19 protein-coding genes are annotated in these 21,022 nt (G+C 63.9%); 6 read left to right on the top strand and 13 right to left on the bottom strand.

Going from position 1 to position 21,022, the window contains the following annotated elements; genetic code table 11:
* The 8 genes from AB2N08_RS00475 to AB2N08_RS00440 all read right to left on the bottom strand — a co-directional run bounded on the left by AB2N08_RS00475 (position 1) and on the right by AB2N08_RS00440 (position 9,118).
* Positions 1 to 942, bottom strand: a complete 942-nt coding sequence (locus AB2N08_RS00475; protein WP_367608666.1) for a polysaccharide pyruvyl transferase family protein — start codon at positions 940 to 942, stop codon at positions 1 to 3.
* 21 nt (positions 943 to 963) lie between these two features.
* A complete protein-coding gene (locus tag AB2N08_RS00470; RefSeq protein ID WP_367608665.1) occupies positions 964 to 2,271 on the bottom strand; it encodes a lipopolysaccharide biosynthesis protein in 1,308 nt (435 codons plus the stop codon).
* Between the two features lie 77 nt (positions 2,272 to 2,348).
* A complete protein-coding gene (epsG, locus tag AB2N08_RS00465; protein WP_367608664.1) occupies positions 2,349 to 3,254 on the bottom strand; it encodes a chain length determinant protein tyrosine kinase EpsG in 906 nt (301 codons plus the stop codon).
* A 15-nt stretch (positions 3,255 to 3,269) separates the two neighbouring features.
* Positions 3,270 to 4,697, bottom strand: a complete 1,428-nt coding sequence (gene epsF, locus AB2N08_RS00460) for a chain length determinant protein EpsF (protein WP_367608663.1) — start codon at positions 4,695 to 4,697, stop codon at positions 3,270 to 3,272.
* Between the two features lie 67 nt (positions 4,698 to 4,764).
* Positions 4,765 to 5,553 (bottom strand): polysaccharide export protein EpsE, encoded by a 789-nt coding sequence (gene epsE / locus AB2N08_RS00455; protein ID WP_367608662.1) that lies wholly within the window; start codon positions 5,551 to 5,553, stop codon positions 4,765 to 4,767.
* Positions 5,554 to 5,655: 102 nt separating this feature from the next.
* Positions 5,656 to 6,939, bottom strand: a complete 1,284-nt coding sequence (gene epsL, locus AB2N08_RS00450) for an XrtB/PEP-CTERM-associated polysaccharide biosynthesis outer membrane protein EpsL (protein ID WP_367608661.1) — start codon at positions 6,937 to 6,939, stop codon at positions 5,656 to 5,658.
* A gap of 69 nt (positions 6,940 to 7,008) precedes the next feature.
* Positions 7,009 to 8,514: an undecaprenyl-phosphate glucose phosphotransferase gene (locus AB2N08_RS00445; RefSeq protein ID WP_367608660.1), complete on the bottom strand. Its 1,506-nt coding sequence runs from the start codon at positions 8,512 to 8,514 to the stop codon at positions 7,009 to 7,011.
* 427 nt (positions 8,515 to 8,941) lie between these two features.
* Positions 8,942 to 9,118, bottom strand: coding sequence for a hypothetical protein (locus tag AB2N08_RS00440; RefSeq protein WP_367608659.1), 177 nt, complete (start codon positions 9,116 to 9,118; stop codon positions 8,942 to 8,944).
* A 105-nt stretch (positions 9,119 to 9,223) separates the two neighbouring features.
* Between AB2N08_RS00440 and AB2N08_RS00435 the strand changes: the two genes are divergently transcribed.
* The 3 genes from AB2N08_RS00435 to AB2N08_RS00425 all read left to right on the top strand — a co-directional run bounded on the left by AB2N08_RS00435 (position 9,224) and on the right by AB2N08_RS00425 (position 12,809).
* Entirely contained in the window at positions 9,224 to 9,736 is a 513-nt protein-coding gene (locus AB2N08_RS00435) for a dihydrofolate reductase (protein ID WP_367608658.1), read from the top strand.
* Entirely contained in the window at positions 9,733 to 10,368 is a 636-nt protein-coding gene (locus AB2N08_RS00430) for a DUF4337 domain-containing protein (RefSeq protein ID WP_367608657.1), read from the top strand. Before AB2N08_RS00435 ends, AB2N08_RS00430 begins: the two co-directional genes overlap by 4 nt.
* Before the next feature lie 179 nt (positions 10,369 to 10,547).
* Positions 10,548 to 12,809: an Orn/Lys/Arg decarboxylase N-terminal domain-containing protein gene (locus AB2N08_RS00425; protein ID WP_367608656.1), complete on the top strand. Its 2,262-nt coding sequence runs from the start codon at positions 10,548 to 10,550 to the stop codon at positions 12,807 to 12,809.
* 284 nt (positions 12,810 to 13,093) lie between these two features.
* Here AB2N08_RS00425 and dcd read toward each other — a convergent pair whose 3' ends face one another.
* Positions 13,094 to 13,660, bottom strand: a complete 567-nt coding sequence (gene dcd / locus AB2N08_RS00420) for a dCTP deaminase (RefSeq protein WP_367608655.1) — start codon at positions 13,658 to 13,660, stop codon at positions 13,094 to 13,096.
* 134 nt (positions 13,661 to 13,794) lie between these two features.
* Between dcd and AB2N08_RS00415 the strand changes: the two genes are divergently transcribed.
* On the top strand, positions 13,795 to 14,055 hold the full coding sequence (locus AB2N08_RS00415; protein WP_367608654.1) for a hypothetical protein: 261 nt from the start codon (positions 13,795 to 13,797) through the stop codon (positions 14,053 to 14,055).
* A gap of 8 nt (positions 14,056 to 14,063) precedes the next feature.
* On the opposite strand, the gene AB2N08_RS00410 is transcribed toward AB2N08_RS00415, so the two are convergent.
* The 3 genes from AB2N08_RS00410 to AB2N08_RS00400 form a co-directional block, all read right to left on the bottom strand.
* Positions 14,064 to 14,879, bottom strand: coding sequence for an alpha/beta fold hydrolase (locus AB2N08_RS00410; RefSeq protein WP_367608653.1), 816 nt, complete (start codon positions 14,877 to 14,879; stop codon positions 14,064 to 14,066).
* A 78-nt stretch (positions 14,880 to 14,957) separates the two neighbouring features.
* On the bottom strand, positions 14,958 to 15,845 hold the full coding sequence (locus tag AB2N08_RS00405; RefSeq protein WP_367608652.1) for an intradiol ring-cleavage dioxygenase: 888 nt from the start codon (positions 15,843 to 15,845) through the stop codon (positions 14,958 to 14,960).
* Positions 15,842 to 16,372, bottom strand: coding sequence for a Spy/CpxP family protein refolding chaperone (locus AB2N08_RS00400; protein WP_367608651.1), 531 nt, complete (start codon positions 16,370 to 16,372; stop codon positions 15,842 to 15,844). Before AB2N08_RS00400 ends, AB2N08_RS00405 begins: the two co-directional genes overlap by 4 nt.
* A gap of 121 nt (positions 16,373 to 16,493) precedes the next feature.
* On the opposite strand from AB2N08_RS00400, the gene AB2N08_RS00395 reads away from it, so the two are divergent.
* Both AB2N08_RS00395 and AB2N08_RS00390 read left to right on the top strand, forming a co-directional pair.
* A complete protein-coding gene (locus tag AB2N08_RS00395) occupies positions 16,494 to 17,180 on the top strand; it encodes a response regulator transcription factor (protein WP_367609426.1) in 687 nt (228 codons plus the stop codon).
* 1 nt (position 17,181) lies between these two features.
* Entirely contained in the window at positions 17,182 to 18,603 is a 1,422-nt protein-coding gene (locus AB2N08_RS00390) for a sensor histidine kinase (protein WP_367608650.1), read from the top strand.
* Positions 18,604 to 18,610: 7 nt separating this feature from the next.
* On the opposite strand, the gene AB2N08_RS00385 is transcribed toward AB2N08_RS00390, so the two are convergent.
* On the bottom strand, positions 18,611 to 20,962 hold the full coding sequence (locus AB2N08_RS00385; RefSeq protein ID WP_367608649.1) for a DNA internalization-related competence protein ComEC/Rec2: 2,352 nt from the start codon (positions 20,960 to 20,962) through the stop codon (positions 18,611 to 18,613).
* Positions 20,963 to 21,022 lie beyond the last annotated feature (60 nt).

Below are 21,022 nucleotides of genomic sequence, written 5' to 3'. Positions count from 1 at the left end.
TCAGACCTTCACCAGTTGCACCAGATCGCTCTCGCCGGTCCATTCAGCGATGTACGTGGAATTCTTGCCGTAGCTGTTGTCGATCACGGTGTTCTTCTTGTCCATCAGGCACGACAGGATATGGCCGTGCAGGCGGTCGGTGACGATATGGTCGTGGCGCGAAAACAGGGCCACCGCCCGGGACGAGAAACGCTGGGCGACCGGCACCCAGTACCACGGCCCCAGGCGTTTGCGGAACGGTTGCCAACCATACTTGATGAAACCGCCCTGCATGCGCCAGCCAAAGGCGATCAGACGTTTTTCCTCGCCCACCACTTCGACCCAGTCCGTGCGGGTGTCGAAGCGCAGATCCTTGAGCGACTCCGGCACCACAGGCTTCTCCACGTCCACGCGTTCGATACGCAGCACCCCTTTTGCGCTGTTGTCGCTCTTGATGGGATACAGCTGGTGCGCCATGTCCGGCACCAGATAGACGTGATCCGAGAACAGCGCGGCGAGTTGCTGCGACACCCGGTCGCGAATGAAAATGTGCACGTCGGGATGGCGACGGAACACCGCCGCCGAGCGGTCGCGCTTTTCTTCACTCGTGAAGAATATGGTTTGCGGCAGCATCACGATGCGGTTATTCGGGAAACGCGTGATGATCTCTTCACGCAGGTCGTTGATGTTCGAATACAGGTCGCCGAAGTTGCCGCCGCCGTGGAACACCAGGATATCGCCCGGCTTGACCCACGCCGGATCGAAGCCCCACGACGTCGACGTCGTCTTCGGCGACAGGTTCTTTTTCTTGAAGAACGCAAGCGTGCCCTGCATGATCAACAGATCACCGATATTGTCGTGCATCGGGATGTCGATGTAATGAAAATCTTTACCAATCAACAAATCATGAATGATGTCGTGTTTTTTTTGCAGTTCTGACATCATCAAGCGGTGGTTTTTCAAGGTAGCTCCGAAAAATGCGATTTATTTGGAACGCGTCAGCAGACGGCGCATAAGGTCCAGGTCTTGTCGCGTTGGGATAAAACCGGGCATCGGCTCCTTGAGCCGGGTAACGCCAAGGTAAAGCGTCGTGACCAGGCGCAGGCACGCACCGCACAGCATCAAGAGCGCCAGGTAGACATAGGTGTTCTCGCTCGGCAAGAACGGGATCGCGATCAGCACCGGGACAATCGAAATCAACTGGCGCGCCAACACCAGCCCCGGCTGGCCGGCGGCGTTGAAGCGCTGCGCGAGGGTCCAGCTGGCGCCGCCAATCACGCACTCGAACAGCAGAATGGCGAACGGCAGGGTCATCGCGGCGAAGGATTTGCCGTAGACCAGGCTCAGGGCCCACGGCGATACCGCCGCGATCACCGTCGCAATCGCCAACAGCGGCAAGAAGCTCACCCGAAACGCGTTGCGAACGGCCTGGCCCAGTTGTTGTTCATCGCGACCGGCAAAGCGCGAAAACAGCGCGACCGAGATCGCGTCCTGCACGGCGCCGATCATCCGCGACGTGGAGAACGCCAGCATGTAGTAGCCGTACTCTGCAATCGTTCCGCGGTTGAGCAGGAAGATCTTGTCGAAGTTCAGCAGGAACAGGCTCAGCATGCCAATGCCATGCTGGTGAAAACCGTAGCGCATGACAAACCACGGCCGCACCGGTTCCTTGACCTCCACCTTCAACTGCCAGATCCGGTGCTTGCGCGCCCACCACAGACCCATGACGGTGACGCTGATCAGCATCAGAACCTGTGCGAACAGGATCTGCTCGAACGACACCACGTCGAACCACAGCACCAGCGGCAGCATCAGCACCAGGTTCCCGAACACCTGCGTGAACCGCATGATGTTAAAGAAATGGAGATCGGAATGCAGTTGTGTGAGTGAAAAGATATAGCTCTGGCTCGCCATGAACGCCGTGAATGCCAGGATCAGCCACGTGAAGCGGTGCAGCTGCACCTCGTCGCTCAATCGCAAGCCCGCGACCGCCAGGCCGGTGGCAAGGATGCAGATGCTCAGCAGCGCGCCCAAGAAGAAGCGCAAGTAAGGAAAACGTCTGGCCGCGCCAAAATGGTAGACATAGCTGCTGCCCATGCCAAACTGCGCCACGCCAGCGGAGATCGAACCGATCAGGATGGCCGCCGACAGCAGGCCGCGGCCCTCAGGACCCAGGATGCGTGCGGTGATGACGGACGAGATGAAGCCCACCACGGTCATGCCCATGGTGGTCATCAGGGTCTTGCCGAACGCTCGCGAAATCCCCGGCATCGGTGAGGCAGCCGCGCTCATGCCCCCGCCCCTGGCGCCGTGGCGGTCAGGGTGTTCAAGCAGGGACGAATGAAACGGCTGATGGTCATCGTCATGGATCAGTACTCGTTGAGTACGGTTCCCACCAGATGCACGCGGGCATCGGTCAACAACCCGACCAGCTCGCGCATCTTCTTCAACTGGCTGGCGTCCTGGTGCGCCACGATCACGGCGGCGCCGGCGCGGCTGGCAACCAGTTGCGCGTCAGAATAAGCATCGCCCGCCGGGGTATCGATCAGGATCACGTCGTAATCGGCAGCCAGATCGCGCAGCAGGCGGCCAAACGCTGGCAGGCCCAGCAGTTCGGAAGGATTCGGCGCCGCTGCGCCGGCCGTCAGTACCGACAGGCCGGACAGCGCGGGCACGCGCTGGATCGCTTCCGTACCGCTGCGCCCGGCCAGGATGGCCGCCAGGCCGGTACGGCTATCCAGTGCAAACAGCGCATGCTGGCGCGGTGCACGCAGATCGGCATCGATCAGCAAGGTGCGCTGATGCTGCTGCGAGAACACCACAGCCAGGTTGGCCGCAAGGAAGCTGCGGCCATCGCCGGCTTCGGCGCCGGTGATCGCCAGCGCGCGGCGCTCGGGGCCGGTATCGAACCAGCGCCACATCAGCTGGTGACGCAGCGCGCGCAGCGCTTCGACCCGCGCCGTGAACGGCTCGTAGGCCGCGATCACTTCATCGCTGATGGCGCTCTGGCCAGGCAGCAAATACGCATATTCGTACTGGCGCGATAACGCCAGGTCAATGTCGGCCGGGGTCAACAGACCCAGCTCGATGGCCGCATCGCCAAAGCGCAGCTTGCGCTCGAGCGAAAACCGCATCACCTTGTCGGCGTCGACGGTCGACAGGCGGCCGCTGCTCACCAGGATGGCGCCAATGGAGTCATCTTGCTGGCGGCTGGCGCCGCGCTCGTTGCGCTCCGGGTCGGCGGCAAACGCGACGGATGAAATAGTGGAATTCATGGTTGACGCTCCAATCTAGACGGTAGGCTGATGCGCCGGATTGCCTGCGCGACCGCCACCAGGCGGTCCCGTAAGCACTTTTTTCTTCTTGACGGCGACACGCGGCTTGCCGATCACGCCCAGCAGCGGCAGGTCGAACGCGTCGGCCAGGTGGGATGCGGAACGGATGCGCGTGTCCAGCAGTTCCAGGACCAGCACGGCGCCCAGGCCAAAGATGGTGCCGGCAACGATGGCCAGCGCAATATTGATCAGCATGCGTGGACCGGACGCGTACAGCGGCGGCGTCGCGGCGGTCAGCACGGCGATATCGGCCTGCTTGGACTCGCCTTCCAGACTGATCAGGTTCAGGCGCTGGCTTGCCGCCTCGTAGGCACGGCGGGCGTTTTCCGTTTCATTGGTCAGGACGTCGAAGCTGTTGCGCGCACCGTTCAGGGCTTGCACCTTGGCTTTTTGCGCCGCCACGGCCGCGCGCAGCTCGCCTTCGCGGCGCTGCGTGATGTCGGCGGTGGCGACCACGCTGTTCGACGAACTGCGGATCTGCGCCTGCAGGTTCGAACGCAGCTTGTCGACTTCCGACTTGGCGGCGATGTACTGCGGATGGTTCGGCGATAGACGCTGCGCGGTGTCGGCCAGCTTGGCCTCGGCCAGCGACAGGCTGCTTTGCAGGGTCTGGATCAGCGGATTGTTCATCACGTCCGGCGAGTTGCCGGCATTGCCCTCCACCTGGCGGCGGCGCGACGCTGCGTCCATGCTCTGGCTCTGCACCATCACGAGCTGGTTCGACAGTTCGTTCAGGCGCGTCGTCTCGACGTCCAGGCGGTTGTCCGCGCTGTAGATATCGTTTTCTTTCTGGTAGGCCGACAGACGCTTTTGCGCCTGTTCGTAGCGATCACGCAGGGTCTTGATCTGGCTCGTGATGTAGCCGCTGGCGCGCTGCACTGGATCGGTCTTGAGCTGCACGCTCACGTCGAGGTAGGCGTTGGCAAACGCATTGGCCACCGTCGAGACATACTGCGGGTCGCTGCCACGGAAATTGATGGACAGCACGCTGCTTTCGCGCGCCGGCACCACGTCCAGTTTGGTCAAGAGGCCGTCGGCGACCCAGTCGCGCACCGTGCCGCGCCCGCCGGTGGCTTCCTTGAATGCCGCCTGCGTTTCGGGTTTGTTTGCCAGCCCAAGGTCGTCGACCACTTTCAGTGCGACGCTCTTGCTGCGGATGATATCGACCTGGGTGGCGATATAGCCGGGCATCAGCTGGGCCGGCGCGCTCAGGCCGGTCACGGGATCGACGCCCTTGTAGTTCACGACCATCGACACCCCGGCCGTGTAGGTCTTCGACTGCATCAGGCTGATCGCCACGGCGCCGAGAATGGTCATGCCCAGCGCGAGCAGGACGATCTTGTAGCGGGCGCGCAAGGCGAGTAACAACTGGCTTGGATTCATGATTGGCTTTCGATGACGTGCAATGACACGCGCGCGGCGCGCTCAGCGGCTGGGCAAGGCGTGCGGTTCAAAACAGGCTTTCCTTGACGTACACCACATCGTCCGGCAGCAACAGATCGTCGCCCTTTACGGAAACGATCTGCAGCTTGCCCTGTTCGTCGCGACGCTTGACGCGCAGGCCGCGTTCGGTGCCGCGCGGGGTCAGGCCGCCGCCGGCCGACAGCGCCTGCAGCACGGTCATCTGGCGCTCGAGGCGCAGCATGCCCGGCTTCTGGACTTCGCCGTAAATGTAGAAGCGCGGCGCGCGCTCGACAAAGATGATGTCGCCGCCCTGCACGTCGAAGTTGCTCGTCATGTCGGCATTCTTCATCAGTACGGCAGTGTCGACCTGCTCCTTGCGCACCTTGCCGTCACGCTTGCGGATCACGGTGACGACGTCGCCGCCGTCGGGGCCGATGCCACCGGCAAGCGCCAGCAAGTCCAGCACGCTGCGGCGGCCATCGATCGGATAGCGGCCGGCGCGCGTGACCTGGCCCAGCACCGACACCTGCTGGCTGGTCAGCGCCGTGATCAACAGGTTGACCTGGGGCTTCTTGACGAAGCCGCCCCGCTCGAGCATGGTGGCGATATTCGCTTCCGCGGCGGCCGCCGACAGGCCGGCCACGGGAACCTGGCCGACCAGCGGCATGGTGATGAAGCCTGCTTCACTGACACGTGTTTCCACCGTCAGGTCGGGATTGCCGAACACGGAAATCTTGACGACGTCGCCGCCGCCCAGCACCATCTCATCGGCGTACGCACTGCCACTTCCCCACGCCAGTAATGCGGCGAAGATCCCAAGCAAGATTCGTTTCATATTCTGCGGATTCCTTTTACCAAGTGTCGTTGCTGCTGCGATTCATTGAAATTTTACCAAGGAAAATTGCCTTTTGTGACATTTTACTTAGCAAAAATTCATTCAATTAAATTCCAGGATCGCACTGAGGGCGGCGCCGTTCGCCTTGAAGCTCCTGGTGCCAGCGATCACGCTACCGGCGCGCTCGTCCCGAAATGCGGTCGCCTTGAGCGTGATGCTGCGCAGCGGCTTGTAGATCAGGCCCACGGAGTGCGTCTTGCTGCTGTCGCTGGTCGACGTCCAGCCCATCTGCGCGCCGGAGCCGCCATAGGGTGAGAATGTCCGGTCTTCGTGCTTCAGGTCGACAACGCCCTGGATTTTTTCGGAGAAATCCCAGGTCATCGCGGCGCTCGCGCCGTCATTCAGGGCGCTGTCGATCAGCGCGCCGTCGATGGCGGAAAACTCGCGCCAGGCCTGCCCTGACAGCTTGATGCGCCCGGTCGGCGCCCAGTTGACAATCAGGCGCGCGTTCGTGCCGCTCTTGGCGCGCTCGATATCCGATTTCTGCTTGCGCTGGACCCAGCCGCCGAGAAACAGAACCTGCGTGCGCCCCGATGCCAACCACAGCACATTGAGTTTCGCCTCGTCCTGGATGTAGCCGTTGGCAAACAGATCGGTGCCGCCGAACGATGACCGGAACGGATACTTTCCCTCGAGCCGGCGCAATTGCACGCCGACCGTGCTGCCGCTGCGGGCCAGATAATCGACACCTGTCAATTTGGCTTCTTCCGTACGGGCGCTCGTGCGCTGGGATGCCAGATCGTAGGAGAATTCATCCTTGGCATAGCCGGCATGCCAGCGCCAGCTCGAATGGAAACGCCAGCTGCCGTCCGCGTAGCGCCGCTTGCTCGTGCGCAGATTGCGCTGATCGGAATTAAAATCGGAAAATGACGGCAGCTCCTGCACGTAGCGGCCGCCAATATGACCCTCGAAGTTCCTGGCGACGAACCAGTGCCAGTCGCCCCGCAGATTCTTGCGTGTATGGTCCAGCTGGCGATTGTGATCGAATTTGACGGACACCGCTTCCGCAATACCGCTGAATAACTGGCGACTGACGGGGAGTTCGAACCGGGTCCCGCCACCTACCGTCCGGGCGGTATCGGAACCGCCATTACTGCCCCGCGTCTGCCCTTCGGGCGTGCGGAACAGATTGTCGTCATGATCGATACCCGCCTGGACAAACGGCTGGAATGTGTCTGACAACGCGGGCATGCTAATCGCTGAGCACATCAATGTCACCAATCCCGCTCTTAATAGCGTCACGAAAGAAGCGTCGCCCGGCGACTGGCGTAACGAGACATTAGAAACCGACCATCCATCATTTTTGCCGCTCTGCGTTAAAACCAAGACTCATCCAATCCGAGAATATATTCACTCGCCAGCACGCCAATCGCGCTGTCAACGTCTGGCCAGTACTCAATATGCAGTCTTGTGAAACCACACTGCAAACGCCGTCATGACGAGAATCTTCAAATCCAGCATCAGCGACCAGTGCTCGATGTAATGGAGATCATGCTCGACACGACGCTGCATTTTATCAAGCGTATCTGTTTCCCCTCGGAATCCATTCACCTGTGCCCAACCGGTGATGCCCGGCTTGACGTTGTGGCGTGCGTAATACTCGGAAATGATCGCGCCGAATTCCAGGTTGTGCTTAATGGCATGAGGGCGCGGGCCGACGATCGACATATGGCCAAACAGCACATTGAACAGCTGCGGCAACTCGTCCAGACTGCTGCGGCGCAGGAAGCTGCCAACGCGGGTGATCCGGGTGTCATTCCTGGTGGCCTGCTTCACGTCCGTACTGGCGCAGTCGCCGGCCTTCATCGAGCGGAACTTCCAGACTTCGAATTCCTGGTTATTGAAACCATGGCGGCGCTGCTTGAAAATCACGGGGCCGGGACTATCGAGCTTGACGGCGAGCGCGCAGATCGCCAGTACCGGGCTGACCAGCAAAAGCAGAATGCTGGAGATCACGAGGTCTTCGATCCGCTTGAGGCGTCCCATTTGCTCGCCGATGCGACTATTGGCAATCGTCAGGACCGGCACCCCCGCGAGGCGCTCCATATTAATCGATGGGAATTGCCACACGACGTTGTTCGGCACCAGGTCGATCCGGACCGGGACGGTGCGCAGTTTCTTCAGCAGCGCCTCGACGCGCTCCGTCGCCAGCCAAGGTAGCGCTACCACGACACGGTCGACAGGATTGGAACGGATATAGTTGAGCATCGTGCAGGTCGAGCCCAGAATATGGGGAAGCAGCGACGCAGGAACGCCGCGCTCGATCCGGTCATCGAAGATGCCGAGCACCTTGATATTCGAGTGGCCGTTACGCTTGAGCGCATTGACAATCAGTTCGGCGCGTTCGTTGGCGCCGACAATGATGATCGACTCGTCGAGCATGTTTGCCAGGCGTGCGCGGTAGATGACCCGCGTGAGCACGAGCCGGTTGGCCAGCAGCAGGACAAACCAGGCGCAGGCGCTGGTCGCCACCCACACGCGCGAATACTCCGACAAGGTACCGGACAGGTAGCCCACGGTCAGGATCAGCGACAGGCCGCCCATGAAGCCCAGTCCGAGCGTGCTCAAGAGCGAGTTCAGCGACAGGATTTCGCGCTCTCGGTAGGCCTGCGCGCAATGCAGCGACACGATAATCACGAGCGTACTCAGATAAATGAAGAGGTGGCCGGGCGGTGTCAGCTTGGCATCCAGCCCGAAGCGCACGAAAAAGCCACCGAAGCCTGCGAACAGCAAGACCACGATATCGGAGAGCTTGAGGAGGTTGATGAAGAACGGCAGCCAGTATCTGGCCGACGATTGCGCTCGGGGCTTTTTCAGCAACGAGCCGATGTCGCCGGCCGCATCGCGCGGAAGATGTTCGCCGTGTTTGCCTACGACGGCAGCGGGATCAAAGTTGTTCATCGTGACAGATCCAATCACTAATAACTGAATAAATTGCACTGCTGTTTTAAGACAGGCACCGAATTGCGCGCCCACTTGGCGAGTCTGCGGAAATCATCGATGGAAGCAAGATATGCAAGTGCTCGACTGTTTCCGGAGAATCGCTATTCAGCGCCGCAAGATTGTATTTTTTGACTCCTGATCGCCATGATCTCGCCGTCCGGCGAAACGATTGCTGCGTCACGCCTTATGGTGCAGCGCCGCGTAACAGATTCTGCCTGGAAACAGGAAAAATGAAACTATTCCATGCTGCGAAACAGAAAATAAAGCTTGGATTTGCTGATTTAGGTCAACACGTTAATTAAAACTATATGCTAATTTTCTCGAGATGTCAGCCGATTTGACGCGATGCAGCAAAATATTGTAATTATTTTAAGCAATACGCATTTCATTCCTGCAAATCAAGTTTCGTACGCGCTTTATTTCCCTCGAAATCGAAACGTTTTAAATCGCCGATATCAATCGGTCGCTCGCCTTGTCGATCGGCATAACGACTCACGCTGGCACCGCGCGCCAGACTGTTGTCAAGACGGCGCCGAACTGCCAGTTTCTGCCTGTTGCCCATCGATAAACCCCCTGGATGTTGGTATCATGCAAGGTCTTCATTACCGCACGACGACAGGACATCCATGTACGACTCTCACGCAACCACCTTCGCGCGCACGCCGTCATGATTGCGCAGCTGACCCTGGTGGTGGCCGTTGACCTGGACAACGGCATTGGCATCGACAACCGCATGCCCTGGCACCTGCCGCAAGACCTGGCGCACTTCAAGCGCGTCACGCTTGGCAAACCGGTGATCATGGGTCGCAAGACGTTCGACTCGATCGGTCGCGCCCTGCCCGGCCGGCGCAATATCGTCATCACCCGCAACGCCGACTGGTCGCACGACGGCGCCGAGCGCGCGGCATCGCTTGCCGCAGCCATTGCGCTGCTGGACGGCGCGCCAGCAAGCATCATTGGTGGCGCGCAGATCTTCAACGCATCGATGGACCTGGCTGACACCATGATCGTCACGCACATCGATCACCGCTTCACCTGCGACACGTTCTTCCCCACGATCGACCCCACCGTGTGGCATGAAACCGCGCGCGAGACCCACCACGCCGGCGAGCAGGGTTTCGATTACGCCTACGTCACCTATCAACGCAGCGAACAACGCAGCAGCAAGGACACACCATGAGCGACATGCTTCGACCACCTGGATCGCGCGGCGGCGACGGCTTCGCCGGCCGCATCGCGGTATTGATCGCGGTGCTGGCCACGGTGGGTACGCTGTTCGCGTTCCTGGGCACCTCGTCGCACAACGACGCCAGCCTGTTCAAGACGACGGCCGCGATGGAGAAGACCAGCGCCGCCAACGCCTGGGCCCATTACCAGGCCAAGTCGAGCCGCCAGAACCTGGCCGAACTGGCCGCGACGCTGCCCGGTGTCGACACTGGCCGCTATAGCCAGGATGCCGAGCGCTATCGGCTCGAGAAGGAAGTCATCCGCAAGGACGCCGAGCGCTGGGAAGCATCGTCGAGTGAATGGAACAAGCGCTCCGAAGAAGCGCTGCACCGCCAGCGGCAGTGGGCCGCAGCGTCGGTGGCGCAGCAGATCGCGATCTCGCTGGCGGCCATCACGCTGCTGGCGCGCCGCACCTGGCTGCTCACGCTCACCGGCGCCGTGGCCACCTTCGGCATCACGCTCGGGCTGTTCGCTTTTTTGCACGACAGCACCACTGCTCTTTCGCCCGTGCCCTTGGGCGCCGCGCTGGCTGCCGCACTGCTGACCGAAGGGATCCGGCGCGCCGGGCGCCGCTTCGGGAGCTAGGGTGCGACACCGATCCGCCTGAGTGGCTAATCTAGCAAAAAACCTGCACCGGAACCCGCAATTTCTGCGAAAATCCGCTTCTCATTTTCTACGGTGCCGTGCGCGGCGGCCCTGCCCCACTTCGGAATGATCCGCTGTGGCGCGGCCGCTCCGTACGGCGCTTCGCTTTGGAGCTGTCCATGAAATTTCGTTTCCCCATCGTCATCATCGACGAGGACTTCCGCTCGGAGAACACCTCCGGCCTTGGCATTCGCGCCCTCGCGGCGGCGATGGAACAAGAAGGCATGGAGGTCGTTGGCGTGACCAGCTATGGCGACTTGTCGCAGTTCGCCCAGCAGCAGTCGCGCGCATCCGCGTTCGTGCTGTCGATCGATGACGAGGAATTCGGCAGCGGCTCGCTGGAGGATACCGATTCGGCGCTGGTCGGCCTGCGCGCCTTTGTGAAGGAAATCCGCCACAAGAACGCGGACATCCCGATCTACATCTATGGCGAGACGCGCACCAGCCGCCACATCCCGAACGATGTGCTCAAAGAGCTGCACGGCTTCATCCACATGTTCGAAGACACGCCCGAATTCGTGGCGCGCCACATCATCCGCGAAGCCAAGGCATATCTGGACAGCCTGGCCCCGCCGTTCTTCCGCGCGCTGGTGAACTACGCCTACGACGGTTCGTACTCGTGGCACTGCCCCGGCCACTCGGGCGGCGTCGCCTTTTTGAAGTCGCCGATCGGCCAGATGTTCCACCAGTTCTTCGGCGAGAACATGCTGCGCGCCGACGTCTGCAACGCGGTCGAAGAACTCGGCCAGCTGCTCGACCACACCGGCCCGATCGCCAAGTCCGAACGCAACGCCGCGCGCATCTACGGCGCCGACCATTGCTACTTCGTGACCAACGGCACCTCGACCTCGAACAAGATGGTGTGGCACTCCACCGTCGCGCCGGGCGACATCGTCGTGGTCGACCGCAACTGCCACAAGTCGATCCTGCACTCGATCATCATGTGCGGCGCGATCCCCGTGTTCCTGATGCCGACCCGGAACAACCTGGGCATCATCGGCCCGATTCCGCTGTCCGAGTTCACGCCCGAATCGATCGCCCGCAAGATCGAGGCCAATCCGTTCGCCCGCGAAGCCGTCAACAAGAAGCCGCGCATCCTCACCATCACCCAGTCGACCTACGACGGCGTGGTCTACAACGTCGAGACGCTGCGCGAAATGCTGGACGGTAAAATCGACACGCTGCACTTCGACGAAGCGTGGCTGCCGCATGCGACCTTCCACGACTTCTACAAGAACATGCACGCGATCGGCCAGAACCGCCCGCGCGCAAAAGAGTCGATGATCTTCTCGACCCAGTCCACGCACAAATTGCTGGCAGGGTTGTCGCAGGCGTCGCAGGTGCTGGTGCGCGAATCGCAGGCGGTCAAGCTCGACCAGGATGCCTTCAACGAGGCTTACCTGATGCACACCTCGACGTCGCCGCAGTACTCGATCATCGCCTCGTGCGACGTCGCCGCCGCGATGATGGAAGCGCCGGGTGGCACCGCACTGGTGGAAGAATCGATCCTGGAAGCGCTGGACTTCCGCCGCGCCATGAAGAAGGTCGACCAGGACTTTGGCACCGACTGGTGGTTCCAGGTCTGGGGCCCGGACAAATTCTCGGAAGAAGGCATCGGCACCCAGGACGACTGGATGATCCGCGCCGAAGAATCGTGGCACGGTTTTGGCGACCTGGCGCCGGGCTTCAATATGCTCGACCCGATCAAGGCCACCATCGTCACGCCAGGCCTGGATTTGTCGGGCCAGTTCGGCGACACGGGCATTCCGGCGTCGATCGTCACCAAGTACCTGGCCGAACACGGCGTGATCATCGAGAAGTGCGGGCTGTACTCGTTCTTCATCATGTTTACCATCGGGATTACCAAGGGCCGCTGGAATACCCTGGTGACGGCGCTGCAGCAGTTCAAGGACGACTATGACCGCAACGCGCAGATGTGGCGCGCAATGCCGCAGTTCGCCGCGGCCAATCCGCGCTACGAGACCCATGGCCTGCGTGACCTGTGCACCGAAATCCACACGTTCTACAAGTCGCGCGACGTGGCGCGCCTGACGACCGAGATGTACCTGTCGGACATGATCCCGGCGATGAAGCCGTCGGATGCGTTCGCGCACATGGCGCACCGCAAGATCGAGCGCGTGGCGATCGACGAACTCGAAGGCCGCATCACGGCGATCCTGCTCACGCCGTATCCGCCGGGCATCCCGCTGCTGATCCCGGGCGAACGTTTCAACCGCACGATCGTCGATTACCTGCGTTTTGCGCGTGACTTCAACGAGCGCTTCCCGGGCTTCGAGACCGACGTGCACGGCCTGGTCAAGCGCGAGGTCGATGGCAAGCGTGGCTACTTCGTCGACTGCGTGCGGCAGGACGACGCGTAAGACAAGAGCGCTCGTCATTCGAGAGCGCAAAAAAAGGCCCGGAGCGATCCGGGCCTTTTTCTTCATGACGCGATGTGGCGGGGAGACCGATGCTGCATCGTGCTGATGTTACCAGGATCCGTTAACCCGTCGTTCCCGCGAAGGCGGGAACCCAAGTTTCTCCGAGCCGCCGAACGCCCATGTGCTAGTAGCGGCATACAAGGCTTGGGTTCCCGCCTGCGCGGGAACGACGTGTCGGCGGCAGAAGATGCGGCGCGCCTGCAGCAGGCCACCGGCCTGTCACATCAGGTCTTCGGCAGCGTCACGCCGCTCTGGCCCTGGTACTTGCCGCCGCGGTCCTTGTACGAGGTTTCGCACACTTCGTCGCTCTCGAAGAACAGCACCTGCGCGCAGCCTTCGCCGGCGTAGATCTTGGCCGGCAGCGGGGTCGTGTTCGAGAATTCGAGGGTCACGTAGCCTTCCCATTCCGGTTCGAACGGCGTCACGTTGACGATGATGCCGCAGCGCGCGTAGGTCGATTTGCCAAGGCAGATCGTCAGCACGTTGCGCGGGATGCGGAAGTACTCGATGGTGCGCGCCAGCGCGAACGAGTTCGGCGGGATGATGCAGACGTCGCTCTTGATGTCGACGAACGAATTGGAATCGAAATTCTTCGGGTCGACGATCGTGCTGTTGATGTTGGTGAAGACCTTGAATTCATCGGCGCAGCGGATGTCATAGCCGTACGACGAGGTGCCGAACGAGATGATCCGGCGACCATCCTGCTCGCGCACCTGCTGCGGCTCGAATGGCTCGATCATGCCAGTGCTTTGCGCCATGCGGCGGATCCAGTTGTCGCTCTTGATAGTCATTTGTGGTTTCCAGCAGGGAGAAAATCACGCGATTTTACGCGAAAAGGGGCCGCTCGTGAGCCTATGGGAATGAATGATTGTGAGCTTCACAATGTATCGCTACTATAAGTCACCAACCAACCTGGGAGATACGCATGCACAATGCAATGAAAGCCACGCTGGCTGCCTGTCTGACGGCGCTTGCCGCTTGCACGACACCGCCGCCGACGCAGCCGGTGAACACGCCCGCCGCAACGGCGCCCGCCATCGCGGCAGTCGTGCCCGAAGACCAGTTGATGACTGGCTCGCGCATCCCGCAGCGCAAGAGCACCGACCGCATGCTCAAGACCGTCGGCGCCCAGGATGCGCGCGATGCGATGGACAGCGCGCTGCAACCATTGAACTCGAACCCTTGACGGCGTCGTTAGCGCGGGTCCGGTGCCCCGGACTGGCGCAACAAGCTCTGCACCATCGCATGCGTGAGCCGCGCCGTTTCGGCCGGCTTCTCCAGCGGATACAAATGCCCGCCTTCGATCATGACCAGGTGCTCGCCCACCAGCTTGCGCGTGGGCGCCAGCCCGGCGCGGCGCATCTCTTCGGACTCGGTCCCGGCGATGAAGCCGACCGGCACCGGGAACGGCGCGCGAATCACGGCGCCCATGTGATGCGGCAGCGTTTGATAAATGGCCGATTCGACGTCGCGCCTGAAGCGCAGCGTGACGCCCTCGGGATGCGGCGCCAGGCCATGCTCCATATAATCGTCAAGCGCGCCCGGCGCCCAGGCCTGGAAGATCGACTTGGCGTTGAAGTGGCGGTAGGCGGCGTCGCGGTCCGGCCAGCGTTCGCGCCGCTTGTATGAGAAGCGCGCGGGCGAAAGCCGGCCGCCCCACCCTGCCAGCTTGGCCAGGCGCCAGGCCAGCGCGCGCCAGCCGGCCACCACGGGCGAATCGAGCATCACCACGCAGCGCGCCAGGTCGGGCCGGCGCCGCGCCGCCATCGTGCACAGCGCGCCGCCCAGCGAGTGGCCTACCAGGATCGCCGGCTGGCCATACCCTTCCAGGTGCGCGATCAGTTCATCGGCCAGCGTGTTCCAGCCGTCGCCGACCGGGTAGCGCGGATCGTGGCCGTGCATGTCGAGCGTGCGCACGTCGTAATGCTCGGCGAGCAGCGCCAGCAGGCGGTTGTAGGTGCCGGCCGGGTAACTGTTCCCGTGGGCGAAGTGCAGCAGCGGTTTGGACATGGATGGGGAGCGGTGGCCGGTTTCAGCGGCCTATTGTAATGGCGCGCACCGCCCCGGCGCCGATCTTTGGTACAAATTTTACATGCTGACACCTACTGTCAGGGTGGCGTTGTAGCCCTGGCTCGCCGTGCCGGTGACGCTTGCCATCTGCAGCGCCGTGCCATCTGAAAACACGTTGTCAGTGGCGAAGCTGATGCGCGCCAGGTTACTCACGCTGCTCGCATAGCCGCTGCTGGTGTAGGCCTCATTGGTGATCGCCAGCGGGAACGCGAACTGCGACGTCTTGATGCGGTTGGCCGCGCTCGTCGATTTGGCCAGCGTGGGATACACCTCGAAGTGCACGTGCGGCATGCGCCCCTCGTAGCAACCCGGGAAGATGGTGGTAAACGTGACATAGCCTTCGCTGTCGGCTTCCTGCACGCCGCGCAGATAATTTTCCCCCACGATGCCATTGCTGTACATCGAATAGCCGCCTTCGCGCGTGCAGTGCCACAGGTAGACGGTGGCGCCAGCGGCGGCCGCGCAGCCTTGCGCCACGTTCTCGATCTTCAGGCGAATGGTCAGTGGCACGCCCGCTGCGACGCCGCTGGCCCCGGCCACGCTGGCCCGGATATCGCTGCGCACGATGCCGGACAAGACCAGCGCATTGGCCACGCCGCTGGTATTGCGGTTGGTGCCGTCGGCCGGATACGGGCCGCCCGTTTCTTCGGGAATCACCGAACAGACCGCGCTGCCGGTGGTGCTGCCGGAGCCGGTCGTGGTGGTGGAGCTGGACAGGCCGAAGCTGTCGTCGGCGCTGCCGCCGCCGCAACCGGCCAGGGGCAATACGGCACTGCCCGCGCCGGCAAACAGCCAGCGCAGCGACTGGCGCCGCGTCGCCGGCTGGGCCAGCATTCGTGTCAGGTCGGCGCCGAGGCCCTGATGGTGATCGTCGTGCACGGACAGGCAATTACGAGGCGCGTTCATTGGCTGGCGCCTTCCTGCCTGGCTTTCTTGCGGGCGCGCTCGACGTTGCGGCCTTTGCCACGTGGCGCGTCAAGCTGCGCGCGTTGTTGCGGCGTCAGCACCGCCTTGAGCTGGGCGCGCGTTTGCAGGCGCAGCAGCTCCTGGTCGGCGATCGCCTGGCCCAGCGCCTGCGCAGCGGCAGACGCCGCGGCCTGGTCGAGTTCCGGCGTCTGCGCCACCTCGCGCAAGGATTCGTCGGCCTTGCGCTCGGCCATTTCAAGCGCGCGGCGCTTGGGCGCCTGGCTGTGCAGGATCGTGAAGACGCGGTCGTTCTGCGCATCGGTCAGGCCGAGGCCGCGCAGGAATGGCGGCGTCCCGAACGGGCCCGGTTCGCCGTCACGCTCATGCATCTGACCGAACGGCGGACCGTCGTGGTCCGGACCATCCGGTGGCGGCATGGCCTGGGCCAGGGCGGCGGGCGTGCCCAGGAGGCAGACCGAGAACGCGGTCGCGGCGCGCAGGCCGCTCAATTTTGAATGTAGTGTCATCGTGGACCTCGCGTAGTTGGAGTCGCCATTGTGTGGCGGCGCCGTGTAAAGCGCGTTGAAGGCAGGTAAATCCGGGTAAAGCGATGCAGACGACTTTGACGTGCTGCGCTATTCTGTCGACATGAATCACGTATTACTCATCGACGACGACGTCGAACTGGTTGGCATGTTTGCCGAATACCTCGAACAGGAAGGCTTTCCTGTCACCTGCGTGCACAATGGCGAGGACGGCGCGCGCGCGGCGCTGGCCGGCCAGTACGCCATCGCCATCCTCGACGTCATGATGCCGGGCGCGGGCGGCATCGAGGCGCTGCGCCAGATCCGCGCCGGCAGCCGCATGCCGGTGTTGATGCTGACCGCGCGCGGCGACGACGCCGACCGCATCCTCGGCCTCGAGCTGGGCGCGGACGATTACGTGGCCAAGCCGTGCACGCCGCGCGAACTGACGGCGCGCGTGCGCGCCATCCTGCGCCGCACCCAGGCCGCGCCCGACAGCGGGCCGGGCGTCGTGCTCAGCGTCGGCAAGCTGACCATGCTGCCCGAGCAGCGCCGCGCAACCTGGGACGGCCAGGCACTCGACCTGACCAGCACCGAATTCAACCTGCTCGAAGTATTGGCCCGCAATGCCGGGCGCCCGGTGAGCAAGAACGAATTGTCCGAGCAGGGCCTGGGCCGGCCGCTGGCGCGCTTCGATCGCAATATCGATGTCCACCTGAGCAGCCTGCGCCACAAACTGGGGCCGTTGTCCGATGGCCGCTCGTGCCTGCAGACGATCTACCGCCAGGGCTACCAGCTGATCAAGGAGTAGCATGGGCCGGCTGTTCTGGAAGTTCTTCCTGTGTATCCTGCTGGCGCAGGTGGCGGCGACGATCGGCGTGGGCGGCGCGTTCTGGCTGCGCGACCAGGCGCGCCAGCGCACGACGCCAGTGCTCGACAGCGGCCCGCCGGCGGCCATCGCCCTGGACGCCGCCGCCGCCACGCTGCGCCACGGCGGCTTGCCCGCCCTGCGCGGCCTGTTGCACGATATGCGGCGCCCGCAGCTGTTCGTGCTCGACGCGTCGCGCCGCGAACTGCTCGGCCGCACGGTGCCGGCCGAATTGATACATGAAGTCGAGCGCGAGTTGCGCAATGGCGCGCAGGCCGGCGAAGGCGCGGTGTGGCGCGGTGCGCGGCGCCTGGTCGCCCCAGGCGGCGAGGGCTATATCGCGTTCGTCTCGCGCGATTTCGGCCGCCAGATCGGGCGCAATGATGGTGCGCATGATGGTGCGCGTGATGGCGGCGGCCCCGATCCGCTGGCCCCTGCCCTCGACCCCGGCGCCCGGCGCCGCATCGGCCAGACCGTCGTGATCGGCGCCGCGGTGCTGGCCAGCCTGCTGTTCGCGGCGCTGCTGGCCTGGTATTTCTCGCGGCCCATCCGCGCCCTGCGCAGCGCCTTCGAGGCCGCCGCCGCTGGCGACCTCGCGCCCCGCTTCGGGCCGGGCTCGAAAAGCGGCGACGAGTTGATCGACCTGGGCCGCGACTTCGACCGCATGAGCGCGCGCCTGCGCGCGTTGATGGATGGGCAGCGCCGCCTGCTGCACGACGTCTCGCACGAACTGCGCTCGCCGCTGGCGCGGATGCAGGCCGCCCTTGGCCTGGCGCACCAGCAGCCCGACAAGGTCGGCATCACGCTCGAGCGCATCGAGCGCGAAAGCAACCGCATGGACAAACTGGTCGGCGAACTGCTGACGCTCTCGCGCCTGGAAGCCTCGCCCGACGTGCTGCGGCGCGAGCCGGTCGACCTGGTCGATCTGGTCGACGGCATCGTGGCCGATGCGCGCTTTGAAGCTGGGCAGGCCGACGGCGGCGCTGCACTGCAGCTGGCATTCGACGCCGGTGACAACGTCGGCGTGAGCGGCGACCCCGATCTGCTCTGGAGCGCACTCGAGAACGTGGTGCGCAATGCGGCCAGACATGGCGCGCCCGGCGGCATCGTGTCGGTGTCCGTGCGCGCTGTGGACGGCGTGGCACGGGTCGAGGTGCTCGATCGCGGGCCGGGCATCGCGCCAGACGATCTGCCGGCGATTTTCCAGCCGTTCTTCCGCTCTGGCGCTTCGCGCACCGGAGTCGATGGGCATGGCCTGGGGCTGGCCATCGCGCAGCGTGTGGTGCAGGCACATGGTGGCGAGATCGCGGCATCTAATCGTGAGGGCGGCGGTTTGCAGGTGACGATTACCCTGCCGCGCGCTTGAGCATCGCTTAGCGTCCGTGCCAATAGCGGGCGTGCGTGGCGCGGTAAGTCGCCACGGCCACGCCTGGGCCGAACGACAGCGTGACGGCGCCGCGCTCATCGGTGCGCAGACGCGCGATGCCCATCGCGCCATAACGTGCGTAAACCGCTTTCTGCGGGTGGCGATAACGATTGCGATGGCCCACCTGGAAAATACCCAACTGCGGCCCTACAGCGCTCAGGAACGCCGCGCTCGACGACGTGCCGCTGCCGTGGTGTGGCGCCAGCAGCACGTCGGCGCGCAGCCGTTTTGCATCGGTGCGCAGCAATGCCGCTTCCTGCGCCGCTTCGATATCGCCGGCCAGCAGGATCGCCTTGCCGCCCGCGCTGATGCGCAGCACGCAGCTGCGCGCGTTGGATTTCAGGCGTGGGTTGGCGTAGCTGGCGACATCGGGTCCGAGCATCTCGAAGCGCACGCCATCCCACGACCACGTCTGGCCGGCGCTGCAGCGGCCTGGCGATGTCGTCTTGCGCAGCAGGCCGTGGCCATGCGGCAGCGACGAGATCATCTGCCCTACCCGCAGCGTCCCTAGCACCGCGGCGGCGCCGCCCACGTGATCGAGGTCGCTATGCGAAATCACCAGCGCATCGAGCCGGCCGATGCCCCGCCCGCGCAGGTACGGCAGGATCACGCGCGTGGCGCCGCTCGCGCCGGGTGCATACAGCGGACCAGTGTCATACAGCAGGCGATGGTGCCGTGTTTCGACCAGCAGCGCCATGCCCTGGCCGACGTCGAACGCGGTGACGTCGAACTGGCCCGCCATCGGCGCGCTTGGCAACTGGGTCAGCAGCGGCGTCCATGCGGCCAGGCCCACCCAGCGCTGCGGCCAGCCGCGCGGCGCCAGCATCCACGCGGTGCCGGCCAGTGCCAGCACGAGGATCCATGGCGCCGGCGCCGGGGCGGTCCACACCGCGAACGCGGGCGCGGACAGGTGCTGCAAGGGCCACACCAGCCAGACGATCGCCAGGTGCGCGATGCCGAGCACCACGGCGGCCAGCGGCGACGGCAGCACGCTGCCCACCAGCGCCAGCGGCGTAACGAACAGGCTGATGACGGGGATGGCCACCGCGTTGGCGATCGGGCTGACCAGCGAAACCTGGCCGAACAACAGGAGCGTCAGCGGCGCCAAGCCAAGCGTGACGGCCCACTGGGTGCGCGCGGCCACTGCCAGGCCGGCGCGCCAGCCGCGCGTGGGCACGCCCAGTCGCCCGCTGCACGCGTACAGGATCGCGGCCACCGCCCCGAACGACAGCCAGAAGCCGGGCCACAGCATCGCCCACGGATCGCGCAGCACGACCACGCCCAGCGCGAGGCACAGCACATGCGACATCGACGCGATGCGCCCGGTCCACAGCGCCAACGCGACGACCGCCAGCATATACAAGGTGCGCTGGGCCGGCACGCCAAACCCCGCCAGCAGCACGTACAGCAAAGCGACCGTGGCGCCGGCCAGCGCCGCCGCTTTCTGGGCCGGCAGGCGTAGCGGGAGGTTGGCAGCGGTCCAGAACGAGCGGCGCCACAGCCACGACATCGCCCACGCGGCCAGGCCCGCGAGCATCGTGATGTGCAAGCCGGAGATCGAGACGAGGTGACTGATGCCGGTTCGGTTGAACACGTCCCAGTCGTCCTGGTCGATGCCGCGCTGGTCGCCGATCACCAGCGCGACGATCACGCCGGCATACGGCTCGCCGTCCAGGACCGCCAGGATGCGGGCGCGCAGCCAGCCGCGCGCCCGCTCCACGGCGTAGCCCGCACCCGGGGTCCATGCGTCCAGGCGTTCGTTACGCTGGCCGGCCGGGCGCACGTAGCCTGTGGCGCGGATGCCTTGCCCGAGCAGCCACGCTTCGTAGTCGAAGCCATGCGGATTCGCGTTGCCGTGCGGGCGCTGCAAGCGTACGACGAGGCGCCAGCGTTCACCGGGGTGGCCAAAGGATGGGTCGGCGGCGGTAGCGCCGTACCATGACAGGATGATTTTCGGCGGCACGGTCGCGCCGGGCGTGTCGACCTGCGCCACGTCGAACTGGAAACGCACGCCGCCGTCGAAGCGGTGCGGCAGGCTGGCGATGGCGCCGGTGATGGCGATGTCGCGGCCTTCGTCGGTACTCGGCAGGGATTCGTGCAATGCCAGGTGGGCGAGCAATGCGGCCCAGCAGGCGCCGAGCAGCAGGCCGGCGACCAGCATCCGGACAATGCCGCGCAAGCACAGGCTGGCGGCGATGGCGCCACCGCTGCACGCCGCGAGAACGACCGGCTCGGGCAATGCTGACTGGGTTTGAATCCAGGCAGCGCCTGCGGCGAATGCGAGGATGGCGCTGCGCATCGGCTATCCGGTGGCGCTGCGTCGGGTGGCAGCGCGCGCTGGCGCCTGCCAGGCGGCTTG

The organism is Massilia aurea (assembly GCF_040790145.1).
In the GTDB taxonomy this organism is placed as follows: domain Bacteria; phylum Pseudomonadota; class Gammaproteobacteria; order Burkholderiales; family Burkholderiaceae_D; genus Telluria; species Telluria aurea_C.
This window is presented reverse-complemented; position numbering and strand designations above follow the sequence as displayed.